5 protein-coding genes and 1 tRNA gene are annotated in these 5,032 nt (G+C 58.8%); 5 read left to right on the top strand and 1 reads right to left on the bottom strand.

Features of this window, described 5'->3' with window-relative positions:
* The first annotated feature begins 91 nt into the window (after positions 1 to 91).
* Positions 92 to 370, top strand: a complete 279-nt coding sequence (locus NW815_RS11090; protein WP_414389252.1) for a hypothetical protein — start codon at positions 92 to 94, stop codon at positions 368 to 370.
* A gap of 304 nt (positions 371 to 674) precedes the next feature.
* Here the strand turns inward: NW815_RS11090 and NW815_RS11085 are convergent.
* Positions 675 to 747, bottom strand: a tRNA-Ala gene (locus tag NW815_RS11085).
* A gap of 262 nt (positions 748 to 1,009) precedes the next feature.
* Between NW815_RS11085 and sppA the strand changes: the two genes are divergently transcribed.
* The 4 genes from sppA to pheA all read left to right on the top strand — a co-directional run bounded on the left by sppA (position 1,010) and on the right by pheA (position 4,918).
* On the top strand, positions 1,010 to 2,047 hold the full coding sequence (sppA, locus tag NW815_RS11080; protein ID WP_414389255.1) for a signal peptide peptidase SppA: 1,038 nt from the start codon (positions 1,010 to 1,012) through the stop codon (positions 2,045 to 2,047).
* Positions 2,048 to 2,091: 44 nt separating this feature from the next.
* Positions 2,092 to 3,366, top strand: a complete 1,275-nt coding sequence (gene alr, locus NW815_RS11075) for an alanine racemase (RefSeq protein WP_414389256.1) — start codon at positions 2,092 to 2,094, stop codon at positions 3,364 to 3,366.
* A 183-nt stretch (positions 3,367 to 3,549) separates the two neighbouring features.
* Positions 3,550 to 3,918: a late competence development ComFB family protein gene (locus tag NW815_RS11070; RefSeq protein WP_414389257.1), complete on the top strand. Its 369-nt coding sequence runs from the start codon at positions 3,550 to 3,552 to the stop codon at positions 3,916 to 3,918.
* Positions 3,919 to 3,931: 13 nt separating this feature from the next.
* Entirely contained in the window at positions 3,932 to 4,918 is a 987-nt protein-coding gene (gene pheA, locus NW815_RS11065) for a prephenate dehydratase (RefSeq protein ID WP_414389260.1), read from the top strand.
* Positions 4,919 to 5,032 lie beyond the last annotated feature (114 nt).

Here is a 5,032-nt window from a genome sequence, read left to right as displayed (position 1 = left end):
TCAGGAGAGTTCAGCGTGAATGTATCAGTGACACTCCATACCGTGCAGGGTAGAATGAGCTGATCATTAGCCAAGCAAGACACACCCGGCCATGACCAATGAGGAGATTGAGACGCGATTTGTCCAGTTGGCCGAAGCTGTGACCAAGGTGGCTGATACAGTTGCCCAGGTTACCGATGCTCAGCTTGCCTTGCAGACCCTTTCAGGGCGTCTCGCCGAAGTCGTCCTGGAGTTAAGGCAGGAAGTGCGAGAATTGCGGCAGGAGCTGAGAGAATTGAGGCAGCGGCAGGCTGAATCGGATCAACGCTTTGAGGTTCTCCTTCAGGAAATCCGCTTCTTGATCCGCCGCCAGGGAGAGGGGCAACCATGACCGGGTTTGCCGCTATGCCTTGCCTGTTTCCCACGAGGCCACAGATTGCTGGGTCGAAGACATTGGATTGGAACGGAGCGATATCACCATCGGTGTGAATTGTGGGAAAGGCTGGGGATCCCTTGTTCCACTGCTGTTTTTTTGCTCCTGGTTCTTGCTGGCGAACCTTTGGCCTGTCAATTCGCCGGGGCTAACCGTCTTGGTGAGCTTCGCAGGTTCCAGGGTTGAAGAGTCCCAGAACCCTGGCCTGCCGGAAACTCTCCAGGCTTCGGATGCTGTTGGATTATAACCAACTCACAATCAATGGAGCTTAGCGGACTTGAACCGCTGACCCCTTCAATGCCATTGAAGTGCTCTACCAACTGAGCTAAAGCCCCGATTTACTTTGCTTCAGGTCAGAATCCGCTCAAGGATCCAACTTTCTATTCCATTCTACACCTGCAGCCTGTAGAAGCTGCCTTATTGGTAAAAAGTGCTGGGATCCCATACTAGATAAGGGGAGGATCCTTGTCAATAGTTTGGATGGCTCAACCGGGGGGAAGCAACAGTGGGGTTTGCTCGGCCCTCAGCCTTTTGTTGCCCGGCATCCCAGGAAGCCCGCGGGGTGGTAGAACGGAGTCAGTGGCAATTGAGGGGCCTGTGACACAAGAAACTCAGCTTAACCGCATTTTGGCGGCTTCTTTGCTGGTCGTCTGCCTTATTGCGGCCATTGTCGGGGGCACGCGCCCTGCCCCAGAGCCTACCCGAGGCGGGGTTGGCCTAGAGGCTGCACGGGGGGCGGAGCGCATCGAGGTGGTCACCCTGGAAGGAACGATAGGCGGCCCAGGGGGTTCGACTTTGGTAGGCCTGCCCACTTCTCCTGTGGAACAGTTGCGGGAGGCAGCACGGGATCCCTCTGTCAAGGCTGTATTGCTGCGCATCAACAGTCCCGGCGGAGCTGTGGGATCCAGCCAGGAACTCTACCGTGCCGTAACTGCTCTGCACGAGGCGGACAAGCCGGTGATCGCTATCCTAGAAAACATTGCTGCCAGTGGGGGGTACTACGTGGCCAGCGCTGCCGACAAAATCTATGCCAACCCTGGCACCCTGACCGGCAGCATAGGGGTTATCATCAGCGGCCTCAGCTTTGGTAAGTTGCTGGAGAACTACGGCATAGAGCCGCAGACCTTCAAAACCGGCGAGTACAAAGACCTTCTCTCTCCTTTCCGCAGTGCCACTCCTCAAGAGCAGCGCCTTCTGCAAAACTTGGTGGAGGATACCCTCGAGCAGTTCATTCGCGATGTGGCCCAAGGACGCCAGCACTTGCCAGAAAAGGCAGATGAGGTGCTGGAAGCAGAGATGATCGCGCGACGGCAGAGCTTGGATGAAGACCGGGTGCGACAATTGGCCGATGGACGCATCTTCACCGGGGCGCAAGCTGTGGAGGTGGGCTTGGTGGATGCTTTGGGGGGCTACACCGAAGCGGTGGAGGATCTGCGGCGCATGACCGGGGATCCCTCTTTGTCGCCGGCGGGTGAGGGAGAGGGCTTCCAACGAGTACTGCGACGCCTGTTAAGCCAAGGACTGTCCTCGCAAAGGCAAGCCGCTTGGCTGGGCCGGCTGTTGGAGAGCAACGAGGCTGTTGGGATCCCAGACGTGCCGTTGCTGTGGATGGCGCCGGAGTGGACTTTGCGCTAAACCTAAATCTAATCAGGACGGGTTTTGGGTGTGGGGGGTGAACGGTGAATCGAGAACCGGTCGCGCCGGCGGCGCAGGGCACTTTGAGAGCAGCTGCTCTGGGAGTGCAGGGCAATACTTGGAGAGAGGGATCCCAGAAGGCCAATTCCTTGGCGGAGCTGGATTGGGCCATCGACCTGGAGCTGTTGACCAGTCGGGCTTGGGTGGAAATTGACGCAGCCCAGCTGCGAGAAAACCTGCGGCTGTTGCAGAGGCGCCTAGGCTCAAACGTCGAGATCTGGGCGGTGGTGAAGGCCAATGCTTACGGGCATGGGGCGCAGTTGGTGGCTCCCGTGGCTGTTGCGGCTGGGGCCAAGGGGCTGTGTGTGGCCACCCTGGCCGAAGGGATCGAGTTGCGGCAAACGGGGCTGCAGGCTCCGATTCTGGTGTTGGGAGCTTTGAATACCTGGGCAGAACTACAGCAGGCCATGGCAGCCCGGTTGGAGGTCAGCCTCACCTGTGCAGAGCAAATCCCGCTGATGCGCCAGGTAGCCCGTTGGGCCGGGCGACCCATCCCGGTGCATGTCAACGTGGATACGGGTATGACCCGTTTGGGGATCCCCTGGAAGGAAGCTGCAGCCGTGTGGGGGCAGATTTGTCGGATCCCGGAGCTGGAAGGCTGTAGCTTGTTTTCCCATTTGGCGACGGCGGACGAGCCCCATTCTCCGGTCATGGAACAGCAGCACGCCCGCTTTGCCCAGGTGGTGGAACAGATCCGCCAAGCCGGGGATCCCTTGCCGGCGCTGCATCTGGACAACTCAGCCGCCGCTCTGGCCCATCTCCACTACTCCCGTGTGCGTTTGGGGTTGGTCCTCTATGGCCTGTCCCCTGCCCCCCACTTGCAACTGCCGGGTCTGCAGCCGATTCTGCGACTCAAGGCGCGGCTGACCCACATCCAAACTGTGCCTGCCCAGACCGGAGTGAGCTATGGACATCGCTACATCACCTCTCGCCCCAGTCGCATTGCCACTCTGGCCATCGGCTATGCGGATGGGATCCCACGGCGGCTTTCCGGCTGGCTGCGAGGATGGGTGCGCGGCGGCTTGATCCAACAGGTGGGCACGATCACGATGGATCAATGTATGTGGGATGTAACCGAGAGGCCGGATATCCAGGTGGGGGATGTGGTGGAGCTGCTGGGCCCCAATCTGGCAAATGCGGGTTTATCTGTGCAGGGTTGGGCCGATCAGTTGGGTACTATTCCCTATGAGTTGCTGTGTGGACTTTCTGCCCGTCTGCCAAGAGTGTTGGTTAATTCTCTGGGTTTTGATGATGCCTGACACGACAGATTGGATTGCCTCAAGCACGGATAGGAGCGGGCCAGAGGCTGTTCGCGTCGGCAGCAGAGGGCTTGACTTGACGTGTCAACAGAGAGTAGAGCAGCATCGAAGGTAATCGAGGGCACTCCTGATCACTGAAAACAGTGACTTGGCGGCGGATTCGGTTCCCATTGGGAGGTAGCGATGGCGGAGCAACATAAGCCTCTGAAGAGCCTGGAAAATCAAATGGAACGGGCTGTTCTGGAGATGGTCAATGAAATCCTGCTGATGGAGAGTCAACAGCGCTACTGCTTCTGCGAGAAATTCTGTAACGATGCTGCCGCCCTGGCTTTGAACAACCTCCAGCCTCGCTACGCCACCAGTTTTCACGGCTCTCTCCACACTTTGGAAGCCATTCAAGCGGATCAGGAGTTGCAGAGGCTGATCCGATTGGAGGTGGTGAAGGCCATGGACAAGGTGGCGGCCAATCCCCGTTGCCCGGAGCCTGAATGTCCTTTGCTGCTGCGCGACGCCGAGACGATAGAGTTAGAACTGGCCCCTAGCGACAATTGAAGGAATGGCTCTGATGGAGCTGCGCTCCGCTGGCGCGAACGTTTCCCCTTCGCCGGTGGCCTTTCTTGGCCCTGCTGGAACCTACACAGAGTTGGCAGCTTTGCTGGCCTGCCCTGAGCAGCCTCACCTGCACAGCCAGGGATCCCACCCCTTAGTGCCTTATCCAACGATCAGCGCCTGTCTAGAGGCGGTAGCTGCCGGCCAGCAACAATGGGCGGTGGTGCCGGTGGAAAACTCGGTGGAGGGGGGGGTCTCGATGACCTTAGACGCCCTCTGGCAACTGGAGGGGCTAGGGATCCGGCAGGCGCTGATCCTGCCCATTCGCCATGCCCTCATCGGACGTGCCTCGCGGTTGGAGCAAATTGAGCAGGTCTACTCCCACCCGCAAGCTTTGGCCCAATGTCAGGCTTGGCTGAGATCCCATCTGCCCCAGGCCACTTTGATCCCAACCCGCTCGACCACCGAAGAATTGGATCGCCTGCAGGAGCAGCCCAGCGCCGCCGTCATCGCCTCAGAACGAGCTGCCACCCTCTACCAACTGCCGGTCTTGGCCTGCCCGATCAACGATCACCCCGACAATTGCACCCGCTTTTGGGTCATTGGCCGTGCGCCGCTCTCGCGTTCCGGTCAACAGGGTGAAACCTCTGCCGATCCTGCTTCTCCGGGGGGATCCCATACTTCCTTGGCCTTCAGCCTGCCCCACAACGTGCCGGGAGCGCTGCTGAAACCTCTGCAAGTGTTTGCGGAGCGAGGCCTGAATATGTCTCGCATTGAGTCGCGCCCCACCAAAAAATCGGCAGGGACGTATGTCTTTTTTGTCGATTTGGAGAACCCTATCGGCCAACCCTATTTGGATGCCGAGGTGGTTGCGGCGCTGGAATCAATTGCTGAAACCTTGAAGCTCTTCGGCAGCTACCCTGTGCATGACCTCTGCAAACAAGGGGATCTATCCCAAGTAGCAAAAGCCCTGCCCTCTGAGGGGAAAGCGCGTCCAGCGTAGCCAAGTCTTTCAAACCGTTGAATCCATCTGAGTCATCAGGCCCGAAAGCTGGGAGCGACACCCGATAGAGTCATTTCAGGTTAGGGTGAGACGCCTGGGCTGCTGATCGCGCCA

It is taken from the genome of Synechococcus sp. R6-7 (genome assembly GCF_047461695.1).
Classification (GTDB): domain Bacteria; phylum Cyanobacteriota; class Cyanobacteriia; order Thermostichales; family Thermostichaceae; genus Thermostichus.
This window is presented reverse-complemented; position numbering and strand designations above follow the sequence as displayed.

Coding starts and splice junctions, on each gene's coding strand:
- pheA (WP_414389260.1), top strand. CDS start 3,932: ATGGAGCTGCGCTCCGCTGGCGCGAACGTTTCCCCTTCGCCGGTGGCC.
- NW815_RS11090 (WP_414389252.1), top strand. CDS start 92: ATGACCAATGAGGAGATTGAGACGCGATTTGTCCAGTTGGCCGAAGCT.
- NW815_RS11070 (WP_414389257.1), top strand. CDS start 3,550: ATGGCGGAGCAACATAAGCCTCTGAAGAGCCTGGAAAATCAAATGGAA.